This window comes from Kitasatospora sp. NBC_01560, assembly GCF_045208415.1.
In the GTDB taxonomy this organism is placed as follows: Bacteria; Actinomycetota; Actinomycetes; order Streptomycetales; family Streptomycetaceae; genus Kitasatospora.
This window is the reverse complement of record NZ_CP109364.1, coordinates 4,445,624-4,462,381: the sequence shown is the minus strand read 5'-3', so window position 1 is coordinate 4,462,381 and position 16,758 is coordinate 4,445,624. Positions and strand designations below refer to the sequence as shown.

The 16,758-nt window shown below is 72.0% G+C and carries 15 protein-coding genes; 7 read left to right on the top strand and 8 right to left on the bottom strand.

What is annotated here, in order from left to right; all coding sequences use genetic code 11:
• Nucleotides 1-100: 100 nt before the first annotated feature.
• Together OH807_RS19490 and OH807_RS19485 are read right to left on the bottom strand one after the other, a co-directional pair.
• Complete coding sequence (locus OH807_RS19490) at nt 101-304, bottom strand: hypothetical protein (RefSeq protein ID WP_406200468.1); 204 nt, start codon at nt 302-304, stop codon at nt 101-103.
• Nucleotides 305-475: 171 nt separating this feature from the next.
• Nucleotides 476-1,381: a hypothetical protein gene (locus OH807_RS19485; protein WP_406200466.1), complete on the bottom strand. Its 906-nt coding sequence runs from the start codon at nt 1,379-1,381 to the stop codon at nt 476-478.
• A 167-nt stretch (nt 1,382-1,548) separates the two neighbouring features.
• Between OH807_RS19485 and OH807_RS19480 the strand changes: the two genes are divergently transcribed.
• Nucleotides 1,549-1,737, top strand: a complete 189-nt coding sequence (locus OH807_RS19480; RefSeq protein WP_406200464.1) for a hypothetical protein — start codon at nt 1,549-1,551, stop codon at nt 1,735-1,737.
• 106 nt (nt 1,738-1,843) lie between these two features.
• Here the strand turns inward: OH807_RS19480 and OH807_RS19475 are convergent, their stop codons facing one another.
• Nucleotides 1,844-2,551 carry a phosphatase PAP2 family protein gene (locus tag OH807_RS19475; RefSeq protein WP_406200461.1) on the bottom strand — a complete coding sequence of 236 codons (708 nt, stop codon included), beginning with the start codon at nt 2,549-2,551 and terminating at the stop codon, nt 1,844-1,846.
• 266 nt (nt 2,552-2,817) lie between these two features.
• Nucleotides 2,818-3,999 carry an NlpC/P60 family protein gene (locus tag OH807_RS19470; protein WP_406211080.1) on the bottom strand — a complete coding sequence of 394 codons (1,182 nt, stop codon included), beginning with the start codon at nt 3,997-3,999 and terminating at the stop codon, nt 2,818-2,820.
• 248 nt (nt 4,000-4,247) lie between these two features.
• Here OH807_RS19470 and OH807_RS19465 point away from each other — a divergent pair, with 248 nt between their 5' ends.
• The 6 genes from OH807_RS19465 (at nt 4,248) to OH807_RS19440 (ending at nt 11,884) form a co-directional block, all read left to right on the top strand.
• Nucleotides 4,248-4,598 carry a hypothetical protein gene (locus OH807_RS19465; protein WP_363612876.1) on the top strand — a complete coding sequence of 117 codons (351 nt, stop codon included), beginning with the start codon at nt 4,248-4,250 and terminating at the stop codon, nt 4,596-4,598.
• Nucleotides 4,599-4,769: 171 nt separating this feature from the next.
• Nucleotides 4,770-5,588, top strand: coding sequence for a hypothetical protein (locus OH807_RS19460; RefSeq protein ID WP_406200458.1), 819 nt, complete (start codon nt 4,770-4,772; stop codon nt 5,586-5,588).
• A gap of 79 nt (nt 5,589-5,667) precedes the next feature.
• The gene (locus OH807_RS19455; protein WP_406200455.1) at nt 5,668-6,897 is read left to right on the top strand and encodes a hypothetical protein; all 1,230 of its coding nucleotides are present in this window, start codon (nt 5,668-5,670) and stop codon (nt 6,895-6,897) included.
• Between the two features lie 7 nt (nt 6,898-6,904).
• Nucleotides 6,905-8,479: an SCO6880 family protein gene (locus tag OH807_RS19450; protein ID WP_406200453.1), complete on the top strand. Its 1,575-nt coding sequence runs from the start codon at nt 6,905-6,907 to the stop codon at nt 8,477-8,479.
• An 18-nt stretch (nt 8,480-8,497) separates the two neighbouring features.
• Nucleotides 8,498-9,847: an ATP-binding protein gene (locus tag OH807_RS19445; RefSeq protein WP_406200450.1), complete on the top strand. Its 1,350-nt coding sequence runs from the start codon at nt 8,498-8,500 to the stop codon at nt 9,845-9,847.
• Between the two features lie 243 nt (nt 9,848-10,090).
• Nucleotides 10,091-11,884, top strand: a complete 1,794-nt coding sequence (locus OH807_RS19440; RefSeq protein WP_406200448.1) for a bifunctional metallophosphatase/5'-nucleotidase — start codon at nt 10,091-10,093, stop codon at nt 11,882-11,884.
• 90 nt (nt 11,885-11,974) lie between these two features.
• Here the strand turns inward: OH807_RS19440 and OH807_RS19435 are convergent, their stop codons facing one another.
• The 4 genes from OH807_RS19435 to OH807_RS19420 form a co-directional block, all read right to left on the bottom strand.
• Nucleotides 11,975-13,492, bottom strand: coding sequence for a sensor histidine kinase (locus tag OH807_RS19435; RefSeq protein ID WP_406200446.1), 1,518 nt, complete (start codon nt 13,490-13,492; stop codon nt 11,975-11,977).
• Nucleotides 13,489-14,262 (bottom strand): response regulator transcription factor, encoded by a 774-nt coding sequence (locus OH807_RS19430; RefSeq protein WP_406200443.1) that lies wholly within the window; start codon nt 14,260-14,262, stop codon nt 13,489-13,491. The genes OH807_RS19435 and OH807_RS19430 overlap by 4 nt, the downstream gene beginning before the upstream one ends.
• Before the next feature lie 53 nt (nt 14,263-14,315).
• Entirely contained in the window at nt 14,316-15,590 is a 1,275-nt protein-coding gene (locus OH807_RS19425; protein WP_406200441.1) for a S1C family serine protease, read from the bottom strand.
• Between the two features lie 89 nt (nt 15,591-15,679).
• The gene (locus OH807_RS19420; protein WP_406200439.1) at nt 15,680-16,732 is read right to left on the bottom strand and encodes a LacI family DNA-binding transcriptional regulator; all 1,053 of its coding nucleotides are present in this window, start codon (nt 16,730-16,732) and stop codon (nt 15,680-15,682) included.
• Nucleotides 16,733-16,758 lie beyond the last annotated feature (26 nt).

Genomic DNA, 16,758 nt, shown 5'->3' with positions numbered 1-16,758 from the left:
TCGGCATCGCAGGGGTGGACGGCGGGCTTCGCGGGCCCGGGCGGTCGGGCCGGTCGCCCGGCACTGTCGGACACTCCGGTCCGTCGGACACCCCGGTCCGTCAGACGCGCCCCGGTCCGCCCGCCGTCCCGTCGGCGGGCGCACCGCCGTCGGGCCGGTCCAGCAGCACCTCGTCGATCCGCTCGGTCGGCAACCGGTCGCCGGTAGTGGCCGTGGCGGCGATCATCAGCTCACCGGCCAGGTCGATCTCGTCGAGGGCCGCGTCGTCGTGGCCGCCGCTGCGGTCGCCCGTGGACGACACCACCTGCACCACCCCTTCAGTGCCTCGCCAGCCCGGGCGGCAGCCACCCGACGTCCAGCCTAGGCACTTCGGGGCCCGTCCACATGGCACGGACGGGCCATCTCGAAGCCGCCGAAACGGGTGGGCCCGGTCGCCCGGGTGGTCCACCGGTGCCGGCGGCGCCCCTCCGACCGGTTACTTCGGGCTCTCCGTGGGCTTCATCGCGTAGATGTCGGCAGCGGCCGGTTCGACCGCCTCGACCGGCTTGCCGAAGTCGGCCAGCGCCGTGGTCGAGGTCACCTTCACCTGGTCCTTCGCCTCCTTGGAGCCGGCCACCCCGGCGAAGGTGAACACCTCGACCACCTTGTGCAGCCGGCCCTGCTCGTCCAGCCAGGCGTCGTACGGGACGTCCTTGACCGTGAAGGTCTGCGCGGCCATCCGCAGACCGTCCCCGCCCCGGCCGCCGGTGGCCTCGGCGGCCTTGGTCAGGTCGAGGGTCCCGCGGTAGTGCTTCAGCGGCACCCCGCCGACCGTCTCGGTGCCGACCAGCTCCGCCTTCTGGGCCCCGCGCAGCGCTCCGGTGGCGGAAGCCGGGTCGGTGGCGCCGCTGCTGACCAGGTTGCCGTCCGGGAGCTGGCGCACGTCCAGCTTGACCCACTTGCCCTCGGGGACCTTCGCGCCGCTGTTCTGCAGGTAGACGGTGCCCGGCAGGACCACCTCGACGATCTTCCCGGTGGTCGCCGCGCCCGGCGGCACCGTGACCTCCAGCCGCCCGATCCGCTTCACGTAGTCGTAGCCGCCGGTGCCGGTGAAGACGGCCTTCTTGTCGGCGGACTCGGTGACCAGCTCGGTGGTGGTGTGCGCGGAGCCCGTCCGGCCCGTGATGTCCGCGGAGTTGCGGACCGCCGTCACCGGGTCCGCGGCGAGCTGGTCGGGTGCACCCGACCTCCCGTCCGCCGCATCGGCGCCCGCGCCCGCGGCACCGCCCGAGCAGCCGGTCAGCCCGGCCAGGGCGGCGGCGAGGGCGACGGCCCCGGCCGCGGAACGCAGCTGTGGCAGCGCGCGGCGGGACCGCCGGCCGCTGCGCTGCTCGTCGGTCATCTTCATCCTCGCGACAACCCCCTCGGGCCCGACTGCCCCACCGACCACCACGCACCGGGTGGGCAGAGCTCTTGCCGGGCAAACGAGTTGGGAATCGAGGGGTTACGCGGCACCCGGCGCGCACCGGGCGTCGCGCGCCGGGTGCCCGGCGCGTTACGGTGAAGCCCGTGCACAGTGAGCTGCCGGCTGCCCCCGGCACCACCCCGATGCCCGAGCACCGCGTCGAGATCAGCGAGCGCGGTTCCTTCTGCTTCGCGATCTGCAGCTGCGGTTGGTTCTCACCGGCCCGACGCTCCCGCGACCTGACCAGACGCGAGGCCGCCGACCACCTGGCCGCGACCGACGACCGGACCTAGTGCGACGGGACCCAGCGCGACAGGACCTAGCGCTAGGGGCCCCAGCGCGAGGGAGCGACACCCGGGACGGGCGGGACGGACGGCGGGCGTGCGGCCCGGTCGGCGCTCAGGCCGCGAGATCGGACTCCGGCGGCTGTTCGTCCGCCCGGACGGCGCCGCGGCCCCCACCACGCCGCCGGCCCCCGCGTGGGCCGCTCTGCGGTGCCCGGATCAGCGGGGCGACGGCCGTGCGGCTCAGCGCGTGGCAGAGCGGGACGAGCACGGCCATCGCGATCGGTGCCAGCAGCAGGACGACCGCGGTGGCGAGCGCGAAGCCGCCGATCACGTCCGTGGGGTAGTGGACGCCCATGTACATCCGGCAGAAGCCCTGCAGCAGGGCGAGCCCGCCGGCGATCCAGCCGAGCCGCCGGTTCACCAGGAACAGCGCCACCGCGATGCCCATCGACATGGTCGAGTGGTCGCTGACGAAGGAGTGCGTGCCGGCCTTGCCCTCGACCAGCACGTCCAGCCCGGGGTGGTCGACGAACGGGCGGGGGCGGTTCACGATGGCGGCGATCGGCAGGTTGGCCAGTTCGGCGACGGCGACCGAGAGCGGTGCCCAGAGCAGGCCGGCGACGGCGACCGGGGCGTCCGGACGGCGTCTCGCCTGCAGCCAGCCGGCCAGGCCCAGCAGGGCCAGGCCGATCAGGATGCCGTACTCGCCGATCCAGGACACCAGGTGGTCCAGCCACTCCGGGGAACGCTTGGCCAGGCCGTTGACGGCGTAGAGCAGGCCGAGATCGGGGTTGGTCGTGTCGGCAAGCGGCGTCGACACGCCGCACCTCCTTCTGGTCTGGAGCACCTGTTCGTGCCGCCCTGGTGCCCGCCCGGCCCCTCCCGCCCGGACCGGTCCGGAGGGATGACGCGCCACCATCGGACACAACGTCATAACCGAGGCACAGCGTTCCACGGAAACACGCGGTTATGGAAACTTGACTCAGCGTCCACACCGCACTCACACCTGGCGGCGCGGGGCGGCCGGGCGGGACGGGCCGGCGTCGGGACGGCGTCGTGGTCGTCGGGTCGGGTGCGGCAGGTGGGTCAGGTCCGGCGAGTGGGCCCCGGGCCGGTCGGGGCGGGGCCGGCCGCGACGGCGGCCCGGGACGCCGGGGCGGCGGGCGCAGCGGCGGCGGGGGCGGGGCCGGCCGGTGCGGCGGGGGCGGGTGATTCGGGCGCGGGCTCGCCCGGGCGGCTCGGCGCGGTGATGCTGCCGTCCGCGTTGCGCCCCGGCAGCGCCTGGGCGCCGTCCGAGGTGACCCGGGTGGCGCCGATGTACTCCTTGGTGTCGATCTTGTCGTAGCGGATCACCGCGCCCGTGTGCGGCGCGTCGATCATGTAGCCGCCGCCGACGTAGATGCCGACGTGGTGAATGCTGCGCGGGTCCGTCAGGTCGGTCGCCCAGAACACCAGGTCCCCCGGCCGCAGCTGGTCCCGCGAGGGGTGCGGTCCGGCGTACCACTGGTCGTTGGCCACCCGGGGGAGCGTGATGCCCACGCTCTCGTACGCGGCCCGGGTGAGCCCGGAACAGTCGAACCGCCCGTTCTGCGAGGGCAGGCCCTCGCCGCCCCACAGGTACGCGGTGCCGAGCTTGGTCTGCGCGTAGTAGATCGCGCCGGACGACTGCTGGGAGACCTCAACCGGCGCCGTCGGCGCGGTGAAGCTGCGCGCCATCGCCTGGATGTTCTTCACGTAGCCCTGGGTCTCCTTGTACGGAGGCACCCCGTTGTACTTGGTCACCGCGTACGGGCCGGCGTTGTAGGCGGCCAGCAGGTTGGCCTGGCGGTCGCCCGGCACCTTCGCGACGTCCTGGGCGAGCGCACAGTCGAACGTGGCCGCGGAGGCGATCGCGTCCAGAGGGTCCCAGACGTCCTTCTTGCCGTCATTGTTGCCGTCCGTGCCGTATGTTCCCCACGTCGCCGGCATGAACTGCGCCATTCCCTGCGCACCCACGCCGGACTTGGCCCGCGGGTCGAAACCGCTTTCCTGGTACAGCTGCGCCGCGAGCATCGGCGGGGAGATCTCCGGGCAGAGTGCGCCCCACTGCTGGATCGGCCCCTGGTACGCCGCCGGAACAGTGCCCGGGGAGAGCGTGAGAGAGGCCCGATTGGCCGACTGCTGCGGCGTACCGCTCGCCGCATACGTCGCCACCGTGACCAGACAGACGAAGCCCACCGCCACAACTCCCGCAGAGGCGGCGGCCGTACCGGCCTTCCGGAGTACCATCAGCACCATCCCGACGAATCGTCAGTCGAAGTGTCCCGGAAGGCGTTGCTCACCGCAATCATCAGAGATACAAAGAGTGAGCGCTATCCTTCGTACGGTGGACATCCTCGCGTACGTGTCCCATGCCTCACGACCAATCCGCGAGAAGCAGCCAAGTCGACATCAGATCTGGCCAAGAATAGGTACCGGCCCTTCGCGCGGACGGGGTCGGGGCTCTTGAATTTGCCTGATCGGGCGGTGAGATGGAAATGAACCTGAGCAGCGTGGACAGCATCGCGATCGGCCACCTGGCCGAAGACCCTCCTAAGAAGCCGAATATCGACACCATCATCGGTGGGATCGCCCCCGACTGGGGGCCGTTCGCGAGCCTCGGGTCGGAGGCCCGGGTGATGGTGGAGGTCGTCATGGCCGTGGCGATCCTGGCCTGCCTCGGCCTCGCCGTCTGGGGCGCGGCCAAGCAGCGCATCGGTGCGACCGCGATGCGCGACAGCTTCGGCGCCGAACAGGGCAAGGGGCTGATCATCGCCGGTCTGACCGGCGTGTTCATCATTGGATCACTCGGCACTCTGTTCACCATTGTGTACGGCATGGCCATCTGACGATCGGACAGTCCGGACGAGCACGGGCGGTCCGACCGTCCGACGGTCCGGCCGTCGGGATCCACCGGAGTCCCCGCCGGGAGCCAGTCCACCCATCACCCCGCCCTCCAGACCCGCCACGGGCGGAGGGGCCCCGGAGCCGCCCCGGCTCCCCGCACCAGGAGGGCCGCCGTGCCGTTGTCCGACGACCAGCCGCACACTCGTACGCGGCTGCCGGTCGGCGAACAGCCCTCCTCCCAGCCGAGCGTCCGTCAGTCCCGGCCGATGCGAACGCTGCTGACCGTCCTGGCGGTCGTCACCCTGCTCGTCGTCGCGATCTCGATCGCCAACCGCGGCAAGGCCGACCCCGGCAGCAGCACCGGCCGCTCCGCCGACGCCGCCGCGTCCACCGCGGCCTCCGGCGCCGGGCCGGCCCCCAGCGGCGACCAGCCCGTCGGTACCACCAGCAACGGCATCGCGAGCGGCTACCCGCACACCGACCAGGGCGCACAGTCGGCCGCCGCCAACTACGCCGTGGCGATCGGCTCCGCGGACATGTTCCGCACCGACAGCCGCCACACCATCGTCGCCACCATCACCGACCCGTCCGCCACCGCCGCCCTCCAGACCCGGCTGGACCAGGGCTTCGGCGGCGACACCGCGGCCCGCTACGGTCTCGACGCCCAGGGCCGCGCGCCCAAGGGCCTCACCTTCGTCAGCCGGACCGTCCCGGTCGGCACCAAGTCGACGGGCTACAGCGACAGCGACGCCAGGGTGGAGGTCTGGTGCACCGGCCTCACCGGCCTCGCCGGGGAACGCTCCGTCCAGCCCGTCACCGAGAACTGGTACACCCTCACCCTGACCCTCCGCTGGACCGGCGCCGACTGGAAGCTCGCCGACTACGCAAGCCGGCAGGGCCCGGCCCCCATGCCGGGTGACCAACAGGCCGCCACCGCCGAGGAGATCACCGGCGCCGTCCAGCAATTCGGGGGTTTCCGTTATGCGCGTTGAGCACACACAGCGATCGCGCGGAGCAGCTGTCCGTGCCGTGCACCCTGCCGTTCGCCGTGTCGGCACCCTGGCGGGTGCGATGACGGCGGTGCAGCTGGCTGCGCTGCTGACGGCACAGCGGGTCTTCGCGGAGCCGTCACCGACTCCGTCCGCGAGTCCGACCTGTCAGAAGGTCGACCTCCCCATTCCCGGTAGTGACGCCGCTTGTGCCCCCGGCGGCGCAGTTGTCATCCCCGGCACCGGGGCGGTCGGCAGTGTCACCGACCCGCTCGGGTCGCTCGCCAAGGGGTGTGCGCAGGCGGCGGCGTGGGTGGTGCGGAGTCTGTCGGGGGCGATCGACGGGACGACGCAGGTGGACTTCACCAACGCGTCGTTCCTGCAGCAGTACGCGGTGGTGTTCGCCGCGTCGACGATCATCACGCTGGTGCTGTGGCTGCTGGCGGTGACGAAGCGGGCGGTGCGCGGGGCGACGCTGACGACGGCGATCTCGGAGGCGATCGGCTTCCTCTGGCTGACCGTGGTGGCGTCGGCGTTCACGCCGTTGATCCTGTACACCGTGGTGAGCGCGACGGACGGGCTGACCAAGGCGATCGCGGTGGGGACGAAGTCGGACACCGGGACGTACCTGGGCGGGTTCGCGGACACGTTGGAGAAGGGCAACATGGGCGGCGGCCCGCTGATCCTGATCATCGTGTCGCTGGTGGCCGTGCTGGCGGCGGCGGTGCTCTGGGTGGAGCTGCTGATCCGGGCGGCGATGCTGTACGTGGGAGCGCTGCTGGGGACGGCGGTGTACGCGGGGCTGGTGGACAAGCAGCTGTGGAAGCACGTGCGCCGCTGGGCGGGGGTGATGCTGGCGGTGGACCTGGCGAAGCCGATCATCGTGATCATCCTCGGGCTGGCCGGTGCGGTGGCGACCGGTGCCGGGGCCGGTGAGGACTTCGCCCGGGTGCTGTCGGGGCTGGCGATCCTGTTCCTGTCGATCTTCGCGAGTGCGTCCGTCTACCGCTTCGTGCCGGGCTTCGGCGACGAGATCATGAGCATGCGCAATGCCCGGGCGAACGCGGTGTCGGCCGGGTCGGCGATGATCAACGGGACGGCGAACCTGGTGAAGCAGGGCATCAGCACCCACGGTGACCGCGGCGGGCAGGGGGCCGGCGGCGGCGGGGGTGCGGGTGGCGGTTCGGTCGCACCGGGCATCGCCGCCCACGCCGCGCGCACGCCGGCGCCGCCGCAGCAGGCCTCGGCGCCGCCCTCGGGGCCGATGCGTGACGTTCCGATCCGCGACAGCAATCCAGCGAAGGGAGGGTGACGGGTAAGTGAGCAGCGAACCGCTCGGCCAGTACGGTGCCCAGTACGCCCAGCCGTACGTGCACCAGCGCCGCACCTACCTGATCGGCAAGGCCCGCCCGAACGCGCCGATCGGCCGCAACCGGGAGTCCGGCGAGATCGTCCTGATCATCTTCGGGGCGTTCCTCGGCATGCTCTGGGGCCTGATGATGCCGATCCTGCCGCTGCGCATCGCGGGCCTGGTGGGCCTGCCGTTGCTGGCCATCGCGGCGGTCTACGTGCCCTACCGGCGTCGCACGTTCTACAAGTGGGTGGAGATCAACCGCACCTACCGCCGGACGGTCCGCAGTGGCCGGGCGGTGTGGAAGTCGGACGCGATGGACGCGGGGACCAGGCTGGACGGCCGGGAGGTCGAGGTCGGTCCGCCGCCCGGTGTCGGGCGGCTGCGCTGGCTGGCGGCGCCGTTCGGGCCGGACGAGGTCGGGGTGCTGATGCACCTGGAGCGGCGTACGGTGACGGCGGCGATCGAGATCGAGGGCCCGGGCGTCGGGCTGCGCGACTCGGAGGACCAGGAGGCGCTTGTCGACCGGTTCGGCACGCTGCTGAAGCACGTCGCCAACGGCGACGGCTTCGTGACCCGGCTGCAGATCCTGGCCCGGACGCTGCCGGCCGACCCGGACGCGCACGCCAAGGACGTGGAGCGGCGCGGCGACCACGACGCGCCGCGCTGGCTGCAGGAGTCGTACGACCAGCTGCAGTCGATGGTGTCGACCTCCTCCGAGCAGCACCGGGCGTACCTGGTGGCCTGCATGCACTACACCCGTGACCTGGCTGCCGAGGCGCACGCGATGGGCCGGACGGCGACCGGACGGCGGGCCCGGGACGACGAGGGCCTGGCGGCGGTGATGGCCCGTGAGCTGACGGACATCTGCGCGCGGCTGGCGGAGGCGGACATCCGGGTGCGCCAGCCGCTCGGGCAGGCCCGGCTCTCCTCGCTGCTGCACTCGATGTACGACCCGGACCACCCGATCGACCACATCCAGGCGATGTCCCGGCGCAACGCCTGGCCGGCCGAGCTGGACGCGACCAACCCGCAGTACCTGGAGGCGAAGACCCGCGAGTCGGCGACCCGCGCGCCGTGGTGCCACGCCACCGCCTGGATCAAGGAGTGGCCGCTGACCCCGGTGGGCGTCAACTTCCTGGCTCCGCTGCTGGTGCACACCCCGGACGTGATCCGGACGGTCGCGGTGACGATGGACCTGGAGCCCACCGACGTCGCGATCGAGCGGATGCTCACCGAGAAGACCAACGACGAGGCGGAGGCCAGCCGGGCCGCCAAGATGAACCGCACCGTCGACCCGCGCGACCTGGCCCACACCGGCCGGGTCGACCAGCGCGGTGACGACCTGGCCTCCGGCGCGGCCGGGGTGAACCTGGTCGGTTACATCACCGTCTCCTCGCGCAACCCGGAGGCGCTGGCCCGGGACAAGCGGACCATCCGCGCCTCGGCCGGCAAGAGCTACCTCAAGCTGGAGTGGTGCGACCGCGAGCACCACCGGGCGTTCGTCAACACCCTGCCGTTCGCCACCGGCATCCGCCGCTGATCCACCTGGAGGCCCTGCATGGCGATCGGCAACCTCTCCGACGCGTTCACCAGCCTGATGTTCGGCAAGGTGGAGACCACCCGACTGCCGGTGCGCACCTCCACTGGTCAGGCGCAGGCGGTCTACCTGCCGACCGCGGCCCCGGGGCTGGGCGACTCCGGCGTGATCATCGGCCGCGAGGTGTACAGCGGCAAGGGGTACGTCTACGACCCCTTCCAGCTGTACGGGCAGCAGCTGCCGGCCCCGCACTGGCTGGTGCTGGGCGAGTCCGGCAACGGCAAGTCGGCGCTGGAGAAGACGTACGTGCTGCGCCAGTTGCGGTTCCGGGACCGCCAGGTGGTGGTGCTGGACGCGCAGGGCGAGGACGGCGTCGGCGAGTGGAACCTGATCGCCAACGCGCTCGGCATAAAGTCGATCCGGCTCGACCCGATGGCGGCCCGGGACGGCGGGGTGAAGCTCAACCCGCTGGATCCGGCGATCACCCAGACCGGCCAGCTGTCGCTGCTGCGCACCATCGTCGAGGTGGCGATGGGGCGCGGCCTGGAGGAGCGGGCCGGGTTCGCGCTGAAGGCGGCGCACGCCCACGTCGTCGCCTCGGTGACCGACCGGCAGCCGGTGCTGGACGACATCATCGACACCCTGCGCAGCCCCGAGCTGGCCTCGGTGGAGTCGCTGGGCGTGGCGGTGGACGAGGTGCAGTCCTGGGGTCTGGACGTGGCGCTGGTGCTGGACCGGCTGGTCGACGGTGACCTGCGGGGCATGTTCGACGGTCCGACCAGTGACGGCATCGACCTGGACGCGCCGCTGATCGTCTTCGACCTGTCGCACATCGACCGCAACTCGATCGCGATGCCGATCCTGATGGCGATCGTCGGTGTCTGGCTGGAGCACACCTGGATCAGGCCGGACCGGAAGAAGCGGATCTTCCTGGTCGAGGAGGCCTGGCACATCATCAACAGCCCGTTCGTGGCGCAGCTGTTCCAGCGGCTGCTGAAGTTCGGGCGCCGGCTCGGGCTCTCCTTCGTGGCGGTCGTCCACCACCTCTCGGACGTGATGGACGGCGCGGCGGCCAAGGAGGCGTCGGCGATCCTGAAGATGGCCTCCACCCGGACGATCTACATGCAGAAGGCCGAGGAGGCCAGGTCGACCGGCCGGGTGCTGGGCCTGCCGCGCTGGGCGGTGGAGATCATCCCCACACTTTCGCCGGGCATCGCGGTCTGGGACGTCAACGGCAACGTCCAGGTGGTGAAGCACATCATCACCGAGGCCGAGCGGCCACTGGTCTACACCGACCGCGCGATGACCGAGGACGCCGTGGCCGAGCGGGTGCGCGCGGAGCGGCAGTTGGCGTCCGAGCCGGGCGTCTGACCGGTCGGCCCGGGGCGCCGGGAGGCCCTCGGCGGCGGGCTCCGGGCCTGGTGGTCCGGGGTGTCGGCATGGGCGCGCGGGGCCTGATGTGCGGCGACGATTCGTCAGTAGGTAACCCTGTCGTTACGTTCAGGGTCCTGACAGCTACGCGCGTTGACTCTAGGCTGCACTCGCGCAGAACATCGTCGCCCGCCCGGAACTGACCACAGCTGGGCGCTCTCTCAAAGGTGCAGGGGACCCCTCATGCTCACTGCCAGATCCCGACGTACGGTGCTGGCCGCCGTCGCCGCGGCCGGCCTGATCGGCACGGTGGCCATGCCGACGGCCGCCCAGGCCGCGGACGCCAAGCGTCAGAAGACCGTCAACCTCCAGCTGCTGGCGATCAATGATCTGCACGGCAACCTGGAGCCCCCGGCCGGTTCCTCCGGCACCATCCGCGAGGTCGACCCGGCGACCGGCCAGGTGGTCTCCACCCCGGCGGGCGGCATCGAGTACCTGGCCACCGCGCTGCGGCAGGCCCGGATCCCGGCCGACGACTCGATCACCGTCGCCGCCGGTGACATCGTCGGCGCCTCCCCGCTGACCTCGGCGCTCTTCCACGACGAGCCGACCATCGAGGCGATGGACAAGCTCGGCCTGGACGTCACGGCGGTCGGCAACCACGAGTTCGACGAGGGTGCCAAGGAGCTCGTCCGCCTCCAGGAGGGCGGCTGCCACCCGGTGGACGGCTGCTACGAGGAGGGGCGCACGTTCAAGGGCGCCAACTTCAACTACCTGGCCGCCAACGTCACCAACGAGAAGACCGGCAAGCCGATCCTGGCCCCGTACTGGGTGACCAAGTCGCAGGGCGTGAAGGTCGGCTTCATCGGCGTCACCCTGGAGGGCACGCCGAACATCGTGACCGCCGAGGGCGTCAAGGGCCTGAAGTTCGGCAACGAGGTCACCACGATCAACAAGTACGCCGCCGAGCTGAAGAAGCAGGGCGTCAACTCGATCGTCGCGCTGATCCACGAGGGCGGCTTCCCGGCGAGCAGCACCTACAACTACGACTGCGGCGCCGCCGGCCAGGGCATCTCGGGCCCGATCGTCGACATCGCCAAGAAGCTGGACCCGGCGATCGGCGCCATCGTCACCGGCCACACCCACAACGCGTACGCCTGCACCATCCCCGACCCGCAGGGCGTGCCGCGCTCGGTGACCAGCGCCGCCTCCTTCGGCCGGCTCTACACCGAGATCGACCTGCAGCTCGACAAGAGCACGGGCAGCATCGTCCGCCCGACGGTCAAGGCCGAGAACCACGTCGTGCGCCGGACGGTCGCGAAGGCCCCGGACATGACGGCGCTGATCGACCGCTACTCCAAGCTGGCCGCGCCGATCGCCAACCGTCCGCTGGGCTACATCGCCTCGGACATCAACGGCCGTGGCAACAACGACCTGGAGAAGCCGCTCGGTGACGTGATCGCCGACGCGCAGCTGGAGGGCCTGGCCCCCGCCGACAAGGGCGGCGCGCAGATCGCGTTCATGAACCCCGGCGGCATCCGCTCCGACCTGGTCTACAAGGCGAGCGGCGCCGAGGGCGACGGCGTGGTGACCTACGGCGAGGCGTTCACCGTCCAGCCGTTCACCAACATGATGCAGGTCAAGACGCTGACCGGTGCGCAGCTGGTCCAGCTGCTCCAGCAGCAGGTCGGCGGTGTCAACGCGGCCGCGCCGAAGGTCCTCCAGTCGTCCAAGGGCCTGACCTACACCCTGGACATGCGCAAGGCCGGTGCCGACCGGCTGCTGGCGGACTCCGTCCGCCTCAACGGTGCGCCGATCGATCCGGCCGGCAAGTACCGGGTCGCGGCCAACGAGTTCCTGGCCGGTGGCGGCGACGGCTTCCCGGCCTTCGCGGCCGGCACCGACAAGCTGGTCGGCGCCTCGGACCTGGACGTCTTCGCGGCCTACCTCGGCGCCCACAGCACGGCGGCCGCGCCGTTGCAGGCCCCGGCGCAGGACCGCATCAAGGTCCTCGGCCCGGGCAGCGACATCGACTGACCGTGTGCCGGACATGAGACGGGCGGGGCGCTGTCGGGGCGCCCCGCCCGTTCGGCTTTCCCGGGCTCTCCCGGCCCGGCCGGCCAGGGGCTACGCGGACGCGGTGGGTGGACCGCCCGGCAGCCGGACGGTGGCCAGCGTGCCCGGCCCGCCGTCCGGGGCGGGGCCGAGCGCCACCTCGCCGCCGGCATCCCGGACGCTCTGCGCCACGATCGACAACCCGAGCCCCGAGCCGGGGAGCTGGCGCGAGGACGGCGAGCGCCAGAACCGGTCGAAGACGTACGGCAGCTCGTCGGCCGGGATGCCCGGCCCGTGGTCGCGGACGGTCAGCACGCCCTCCTGGAGCCGGACCTCGACCGTCCCGCCGGGTGGGCTGTACTTCACCGCGTTGTCCAGCAGGTTGATCACCGCCCGCTCCAGGGAGGCGGCGTCGCCCTGGACGGACCACGGTTCGACCGCCGTTTCGAAGACCAGCCCCGGCCCGCGCAACTTCGCCCGCTCGACAGCACGTTCGGCGATCTCGTGCAGGGCGACGACGGCCGTGCTGCGGACCTGCTTGGGCGAGTCCGGGCGGGAGAGCTGGAGCAGGTCGCCGATCAGGAGGGTGAGTTCCTGCATCTGCGCCTTCATGTTGCCCAGCAGCTTGGTCCTGGTCGCGGGTGGCAGCGGGCGCCCGGTGTCGTCACTGCGGATCATCAGGTCGACGTTGGTGCGCAGTGAGGTCAGCGGCGTCCGGAGCTCGTGCCCGGCGTCGGCGATCAGACGGGTCTGGCGGTCGCGCGAGTTGGCGAGCGCGGTGGACATGGAGTTGAACGAGGCGGAGAGCCGGGCGATCTCGTCGCTGCCGTGCACCGGGATGGTGCTGCCGACCTCCTCGGTCCGGGCGATGTGCTCGACCACGTCGGTGAGTTGGTCGACGGGCTTGAGCGCGGAGCGGGCGACGAGCCGGCCGGCTATCCCGGCGAGGATGATGCCGCCGAGGGCGACGCCGCCGAGGATGAACGCGAGCTTCTGCAGGGACTCCTCGACCGGCTGGGTCGGGGTGGCCACCATGACCAGTACCGGCGGCAGATTGGGGACGCTGTTGGGGTACCAGGCCACCCGGACCATTGCGGGCGTGCCGTCCGTGTAGTGCCCGCTCCGGATGATCGGCTGCCTGGGGTTCAGGTTGAACACCTGGACATCACCGGGCTGGATCGAGATCGCACGCTTCGCGCCGGGCGGCAGGCAGACGACGGACAGGTCGGCCGACACGTTCTGGGTGTCCCGCAACGGCGAGGTGAATTCGTCCCCGGCGTGACTGGCCCGCTGGCCTGCCTGGGCCACGGCGAGAGCCGCCTGCGGGGTGGCCGCGCAAGGAGAGTTGGCCCCTCTCGGCGATGGCTGCGGCTCGGCGCTGCGCAGGTCGTTGCGCACCTGGCCGTACAACTGCTTCTCCACGACGAACCAGCACGCCAGCGCCGAGAGCGCGATGGCCACCGCGACCGCCGCCGCCGTCAGGAAGGTGAGCCGGCTGCGCAGCGAGCGGGCGCGGTACCAGCCGAGGAGCCGGTTGCGGCGCGGGACGTGCGGCGGTACCAGCGGCGGCGGCGGGAAGGTGTGGGTCACGCCGGGGTGCCGACGGCCGGGCGGAGGGCGTAGCCGACGCCGCGTACGGTCTGGATGAGCCGGGGCATGCCGCCCTGCTCGGTCTTGCGGCGCAGGTACATCACGTAGACGTCCAGGGAGTTGGAGGAGGGCTCGAAGTCGAAGCCCCAGACCGCCTTGAGGATCTGCTCGCGGGTGAGGACCTGCCGGGGGTGCGAGAGGAACATCTCCAGCAGCATGAACTCGGTGCGGGTCAGTTCGACCGGCTTGGCGGCGCGGGTGACCTCGCGGGTGGCGGTGTTCATCCGCAGGTCGGCGAAGGCGAGCACCTCGGTGTCGTCCTCGACGGCCGCGGCGCGGGCGGCGGCCTCGCCGGCGAGGGCGTTGCGCCGGAGCAGGGCGCGGACCCGGGCGAGGAGTTCGTCGAGTTCGAAGGGCTTGGCGAGGTAGTCGTCGGCGCCGACGTCGAGGCCGGTGACGCGGTCGCCGACGGCGTCGCGGGCGGTGAGCATCAGGACCGGGACGGTGTCGCCGCGGGAGCGCATCCGCCGGACGGCGGTGAGGCCGTCCATCCGGGGCATCATGATGTCGAGCAGGACGAGGTCGGGCTTGTCGCGTTCGACGGACTCCAGCGCCTCGTAGCCGTCGGTGGCGGTGGTGACCTCGTAGCCCTCGAAGGCGAGGCTGCTCTCCAGGGCGTCCCGGAGGGCGGGTTCGTCGTCGACCACGAGGAGCCGGGCGGACGGCTGTCCGGGGTCGGCGGAGGTGCGGTCGTCGGCGGACGCGGTCATGGGCGGTTGCCCTTTCTCGGTGGTCGGAGGGCCTGCTCGGAGTAATTGTCCGGCTAGATGCTCTGGCCGGCCTGCAGCTTCGGCAGCACCTGCTTGATGTCGTTGATCGGGATGGCGAAGCCGAGGCCGACGCTGCCGGCGCTGCTGCTGTCGGCGGTGGAGTTGGAGCCGCTCGCCGAGTACATGGCCGAGTTGATGCCGATGACCTGCCCGTTGGCGTTGATCAGCGGGCCGCCGGAGTTGCCGGGGTTGAGTGCGGCGTCGGTCTGGAAGGCCTTGTAGGTCGTGGTCTCGCCGCTGTTCTGCGGGGTGTTGCCGCGCAGGCCGGGGAGGTTGGGGAAGCCGAAGCCGCCGTTGCCGCTGGTGGCGCCCTCGTCGACCTGGACGCTGACCTCGCGGTTCTCGGCGCTGATGATGCCGGAGGTGACGGTGCCGGTGAGGCCCTCCGGGTTGCCGATGGCGACGACCGGGTCGCCGACCCCGACGCCGGCGGAGTCGCCGAGGGTGGCGGGGGTGAGGTCCTTGCCGCCGGTCGCGGTGATCACGGCGACGTCCAGGGCCTTGTCGGTGCCGGTGACGGTGGCCTTGGCGGTGGAGCCGTCCTTGAAGGTGACGGTGACCTGGCCGCCGGCGGCCGCGCCGGAGACGACGTGGTAGTTGGTGAGGATCTGGCCCTCCTTGGTGAGGACCACACCGGTGCCGGTGGAGGTGCCGTTGGCGGCCTTCACGGTGATCTGGACGACGCTCGGCGAGACGGCGGAGGCGATGGCGGCCACGTCGGCGCTGCCGTCGGAGCGGGCGGAGACGGGGCTGGCGATCGTCGTGGTGCGGCTGCCGGAGCCGTGCTGCTCGGCGGCGACCACGCCGCCGGTCACGCCGCCGAGTACGGCGGCGACCGCGGCGACGGCGGTGACCAGGGCGATCCGGCCGCGGAGGAAGCCGCGCCGGGCGGGGCCGCCGTGGGGGGCCGGGCCGTCGGCCCCGGGAGATGCGGGCGGCGCCGGCGGCATCGGGGGCGCGGCCGGCGGCGGGGGCGGGGTGCCGACGGGGGGTGTCCCGGCGGCCGCGTGGCCGGGGTGTCCGGTGGTGCTGCTGCTGAGGACGGTGCCGGGGACGACCTGGCCGTCGCCGGCGTGCGGGTACGCCTGGGGGTACCCGCCGCCGGTGCTCTCCGGGGCGCCGTGGCTGCTCTGCGCGCCGTACGCGTACGGGTCCGGCGTGCTGGACGGGTACCGGCCGTCGTACTGCCCGTACTGCCCGTACTGCCCGCTCTGCCCGTACTGTCCGCTCTGGCCGAGGTGCTCGCTGCCGTGCTGCTGATCGCTCATGCCGACCAACGTCCGCCCGCCGGATGAGAATCCGGTGAGAGTGGGATCAGAAGGCTCCGAGAAGCCCGTTGACTTCTCATAAAGCCTGGTCAGGCCGGGGACGGCGCCTCGGTCGGCCGGCAGCCGCAGGAACGGCGGATGACCAGGCGCGACGGGAATTTCCGGACGCGTTCGGTGTCCGATCCGGGCACCATCAGCGAGTCGTCGAGCACCAGGTCGACGGCGGCCCGGGCCATCGCGTCGCGGTCGGAGGCGACGGTGGTCAGCGGCGGGTCGGCGAGGGCGGCCTCGGGCACGTCGTCGAAGCCGGCCACGGCGAGGTCCTCCGGCACCCGGAGGCCGACCTCCCGGGCGGCCCGCAGCACGCCGATCGCCTGGTCGTCGGTGGAGCAGAAGATCGCCGGGGGCCGCTGCTCCGAGCGCAGCACGCCGAGCGCCACCTCGTAGGCCCCGTAGCGGTGGAAGGGCGCGTCGATCAGGTGGGGTTCGGTGGGCAGGCCGTGCGCGTCCATCGCGCGCTGCCAGCCCTCGACGTGGTCGATGACGGGGTCGCCGGGGGCGGGGGACTCGACGGGGCCGCCGAAGCAGGCCACGTACGGGTGCCCGTGCTCCTCCAGCAGGTGGCGGACGACGGCCTCGGCGCCGCCCACGTCGTCGGTGACCACCGCGACGTCGTCGATCGCCTCGGGGCGGCGGTGCAGCAGCACCACCTTGGCGCCCTCCATCGCGGCGAACTCCTCGGCGGCGCGCTGCGAGGGGCCCTGGCTGACCAGGATCAGACCGGAGACCCGCATGCCGAGGAACGCGCGGACGTAGTGCACCTCGCGGTCGTCCACGTAGTCGGAGTTGCCGATCAGCACCAGCTTGCCGCGCTCGGAGGCGGCGCGTTCCACGGCGTGCGCCATCTCCGCGAAGAACGGCTGGCGGGCGTCGGGGACGACCATGCCGATCAGGTTGGTGCGGCGGGAGGCCATCGCCTGCGCGACGCTGTTCGGCCGGTAGCCGAGCTGCTCGATCGCCGCGAGCACCTTCTCCTTGGTGGCGGGCGCGACCGGGCGCGGCCCGTTGTTGATGACGTAGCTGACGACCGCGGTCGAGGTCCCAGCCAGTCGGGCTACATCGTCGCGCGTCACTTTGGCCACGGGGGGAGTCTACGCGGGTGGCGTCC

Coding starts and splice junctions, on each gene's coding strand:
- OH807_RS19485 (WP_406200466.1), bottom strand. CDS start 1,381: ATGACCGACGAGCAGCGCAGCGGCCGGCGGTCCCGCCGCGCGCTGCCA.
- OH807_RS19470 (WP_406211080.1), bottom strand. CDS start 3,999: ATGGTACTCCGGAAGGCCGGTACGGCCGCCGCCTCTGCGGGAGTTGTG.
- OH807_RS19465 (WP_363612876.1), top strand. CDS start 4,248: ATGAACCTGAGCAGCGTGGACAGCATCGCGATCGGCCACCTGGCCGAA.
- OH807_RS19455 (WP_406200455.1), top strand. CDS start 5,668: ATGACGGCGGTGCAGCTGGCTGCGCTGCTGACGGCACAGCGGGTCTTC.
- OH807_RS19445 (WP_406200450.1), top strand. CDS start 8,498: ATGGCGATCGGCAACCTCTCCGACGCGTTCACCAGCCTGATGTTCGGC.
- OH807_RS19440 (WP_406200448.1), top strand. CDS start 10,091: ATGCTCACTGCCAGATCCCGACGTACGGTGCTGGCCGCCGTCGCCGCG.
- OH807_RS19430 (WP_406200443.1), bottom strand. CDS start 14,262: ATGACCGCGTCCGCCGACGACCGCACCTCCGCCGACCCCGGACAGCCG.
- OH807_RS19425 (WP_406200441.1), bottom strand. CDS start 15,590: ATGAGCGATCAGCAGCACGGCAGCGAGCACCTCGGCCAGAGCGGACAG.